The following is a 3,722-nucleotide window of genomic DNA, read 5'->3' as shown; positions in this document are numbered from 1 at the left end:
GCGGCAGCTCCTACACAGGTCTCATGTAGGAGCTGCCGCAGGCTGCGATCTTTTGTTTTTATGACCTGCGATGCCGCATCAGATGCTTGAACCCTTCAAACACCAGCACCACCACCGCCAGCCAGATCGGAATGTAAGTCAGCCATTCGGTTGGCTTGATGCTTTCCCCCAGCAACAGCGCGACGCCGAGCAACAACACCGGCTCCACGTAACTCAACAAACCGAACAGACTGAACGGCAGCAAGCGACTGGCGATGATGTAGACCACCAGCGCCGACGCACTAATCAGCCCGAGCAGCGGGATCAGCCAGGCCAGCGCCGGGTGCTGATCGAAGACGGCGAAACCTTGCTCGCCACCCTGCACGAACCAATAGGCGATTGGCAGCATCAGGGCCATGTCCATCCAGAGTCCGCCGAGGTTGTCGGACTTCAGCCATTTGCGCAGCACGAAATACAGCGGATAGCCCACGACCACAACCAGCGTGGCCCAGGAGAATCCGCCGACCTGATACAGCTCATTGAGTACCCCGAGGCTTGCGAAGAACACCGCGACTTTTTGCAGGTACGACAGGCGTTCGCCGTAGGCAATGCGCCCGGTCAGTACCATGGCCAGGGGCAGCAGAAAGTAGCCCAGCGAAACATCGAGGCTGTAACCGTTCAGTGGCGCCCACATGAACAACCAGAGCTGAGCGCCCAGTAGGGCTGACGAGAGGATCAACCCCGGAATCAACTTCGGTTGCGCACTGAACCGGCGCAGCAGGGCAACCACGCGCCGCCACTCACCGGACACGATCATGAACACGGTCATGCAGGGCGCGGTAAACAGCATCCGCCAGCCGAAAATTTCTACGCCGCTCAAGGGCGTGAGCAGCGATGTGTAGTAATACATGACGGCAAACAGCGTCGAGGCTGAAACCGATAGAGCGATACCTTTAGACAAACTGTCCTCGCGAGGTTGAAGAGAAAACGGGGTGCGGAGGATACGCGGTTTTTGTGGTGAATATTGGCCGGGTGATCAATATTTACAACAATCCCCGGCCAATCTCAAAACCCCTGTAGGAGCGAGCTTGCTCGCGATGGTGGTTAACGATACCGCTCTTCTAGCGGGGTAAACGCGGTATTTTCAAGTCTTTCGCGAGCAAGCTCGCTCCTACAATGCGATCAATCTCAAGCACTACGCGGTCTGCGCCCCGACACAAAATGGCTCACGTCATTGAACCCCGGCGTCGACGCGTGCCCCGGCGTCACCAGCGCATCAATGAACGCTTCATCCTCAGCCGTAATCTTCACCGCCTGCGCCTTAGTGTAGGCATCCCACTGTTCTTCGGTACGTGGCCCGACGATGGCGGAGGTGACAGCGCTGTTGTTGAGCACCCAGGCGATGGCGAATTCGACGATGCCGACGCCGCGTTCCTGTGTGTATTTCTGGATCTGCTGGGCGATACGCAGGGACTCGACCCGCCATTCGGTTTCCAGGATGCGTTTGTCCTGGCGTCCGGCGCGGCTGTTGGCATCCGGCTTCGTGTCTGGTGCGTACTTGCCGCTGAGCACACCGCGAGCCAACGGGCTGTAGGGCACGACGCCGAGGCCGTAGTTTTGCGCGGCGGTGATCTGTTCGGATTCAGCCTGGCGGTTGACGATGTTGTACAGCGGCTGGCTGATCACCGGGCGGTCGACCCCTAGTTTGTCAGCGATGCGAATCACCTCGGCAATGCGCCAGCCACGGTAATTGGACAGGCCCCAATAGCGGACCTTGCCTTGGCGAATCAGGTCGCCGATGGCCGACACCGTTACCTCCAGCGGCGTGTTGTGGTCCTCACGGTGCAGGTAATAAAGGTCGAGGTAATCGGTGCCCAAACGGGTCAGGCTGGCGTCGATGCCATTGAACATGTGCTTGCGACTCAGGCCGCTGCGATTGGGCACGCCTTCCACCGGACCAAAACCGACCTTGGTGGCGAGCACCCATTCGTGACGCCGGCTGGCGATCGCTTCGCCGACGATCTCTTCGGAACGGCCATTGGTGTAGACATCGGCGGTGTCGATGAAATTGATGCCCTGGTCCCAGGCCTTGTCGATGATCCGCAAGGAATCTTCGGTGCTGGTCTGTTCGCCGAACATCATGGTGCCCAGGGTCAGGGTGGAGACTTGAAGGCCCGAATGACCCAGTGTGCGATAGCTCATGAGGAAATCCTTTTGCCGGTGGGGAAGGCTCAATCAGATACCAGAATCATTCCAGGGAGCCAATCGAAATATCGAATACGACCCGGTCATACTGTGGAATCATGAACCACCGCGCAGCCATCACGCTTTCAAGGATCACCGATATGTTCGAACTCGATCACGACCTTGCCCAGGACATCGTCGACCGGGCGATGGCCATCCTGCCGTACAACGTCAATGTCATGGACAGTCAGGGTCTGATCCTCGGCAGTGGCGAACCGGAGCGGGTCAATACCCGGCATGAGGGTGCACAACTGGTGTTGGCCAACGGCCGAGTCGTCGAGATCGACGCGCAAACGGCGATTCATCTCAAGGGTGTGCAGCCCGGGATCAACCTGCCGTTGATGCTCGATCAGCGTCTGATCGGCGTGCTGGGCATTACCGGCGAGCCAGAACAACTTCGCACTTACGCCGCGTTGGTGCGCATGACCGCCGAGATGCTGGTCGGCCAGCGCAATCAGCAGGCCGAGCAACAATGGCGGCGTCAGCGCTGTGACGATCTGCTGGCGTTGTTGCTCAGCGATGCCGGTGATTCGCCGCGGTTGATCGATGAAGCACAACAGCTGGGCTTGAAACCACGAATGGCCCGGGTGCCGTACCTGTTTGAGTTGGGGATGGACCACAGGCCGGGTCAAACCGTCGAAGCCCTGGGCGCCTGGCTCAGTTCCCGTTACCCGGACAGCTGGTGCGTGAGTTCGGCTAACACCTCGTTGCTCTGGTGCCGACCGGCCAACCAGCCCGTGGAGAATGAACGATTGCTGGAGAAACTCGACGGCCTGGGCTGGAGCATCCTGCGTATTGCCGTGGGTGGACAGGCCGAAGGGATGACGGGATTGCGGCGCTGTTATGGTCGCGTCGGCGACTTGCTCGCCTATGGTCGCGAAGTCTTGCCCCGTTCGCGCTTGCTGACCCTCAACCGTTATCGGCTGCCAGTCATGCTCTGGCAGCATCGCAACGACGACGCCCTCGACGAACTGCTTAACCCATTGCGCAAAGTCATCGCCAAGGACAGCAACGGCCAGTTGCTGGCGACGTTGCGCAGTTGGTGCGAACACGATGGCCAGAGCCAGGCCTGTGCCGATGCGTTGGGGATTCACCGCAACAGTTTGCGCTATCGAATGGAGCGGATAGCCGAGCTCAGCGGAGTTGATCCACTGCGACTGGACGGCATGCTCGCGCTATACCTTGGCGTGCAGCTACTTCCCCAGACAGACACCCATCCGTGAACCACACAATTCCCCTGTGGGAGCGGGCTTGCCCGCGAAGGCGGTGTGTCAGGCACCGCAGATTTTGGATGTACCGGCCTTTTCGCGGGCAAGCCACGCTCCCACAGGTTTTGCTTCGTTCACAAGTGATGTGGCTGGCACAGGAACCTGTGGGCGCGAGGCTTGCCCGCGAAGGCGGTGTGTCAGGCACCATTGATATTGGATGTACCGGCCTTTTCGCGGGCAAGCCACGCCCCCCACAGGTTTTGCTTCGTTCACAAGTGATGTGGCTGGCAC

Annotated in this window: 3 protein-coding genes; 1 reads left to right on the top strand and 2 read right to left on the bottom strand. The window is 59.5% G+C overall.

The window, feature by feature from the left end; all coding sequences use genetic code 11:
* Nucleotides 1-58: 58 nt before the first annotated feature.
* Entirely contained in the window at nt 59-940 is an 882-nt protein-coding gene (rarD, locus tag ACRESJ_RS15865) for an EamA family transporter RarD (RefSeq protein WP_431758746.1), read from the bottom strand.
* Nucleotides 941-1,167: 227 nt separating this feature from the next.
* On the bottom strand, nt 1,168-2,181 hold the full coding sequence (locus ACRESJ_RS15860; protein ID WP_431758745.1) for an aldo/keto reductase: 1,014 nt from the start codon (nt 2,179-2,181) through the stop codon (nt 1,168-1,170).
* Between the two features lie 143 nt (nt 2,182-2,324).
* Here ACRESJ_RS15860 and ACRESJ_RS15855 point away from each other — a divergent pair, with 143 nt between their 5' ends.
* Nucleotides 2,325-3,446 (top strand): sugar diacid recognition domain-containing protein, encoded by a 1,122-nt coding sequence (locus ACRESJ_RS15855; RefSeq protein WP_431758744.1) that lies wholly within the window; start codon nt 2,325-2,327, stop codon nt 3,444-3,446.
* Nucleotides 3,447-3,722: the final 276 nt, after the last annotated feature.

This window comes from Pseudomonas sp. (assembly GCF_050739655.1).
In the GTDB taxonomy this organism is placed as follows: Bacteria; Pseudomonadota; Gammaproteobacteria; order Pseudomonadales; family Pseudomonadaceae; genus Aquipseudomonas.
The sequence above is the reverse complement of the archived record's forward strand: the minus strand, read 5'-3'. Positions and strand labels throughout refer to the sequence as shown.

Bases quoted from the DNA above. Each gene is read 5' to 3' on its own strand.
- ACRESJ_RS15860 (WP_431758745.1), bottom strand. From the start codon at position 2,181: ATGAGCTATCGCACACTGGGTCATTCGGGCCTTCAAGTCTCCACCCTG.
- ACRESJ_RS15855 (WP_431758744.1), top strand. From the start codon at position 2,325: ATGTTCGAACTCGATCACGACCTTGCCCAGGACATCGTCGACCGGGCG.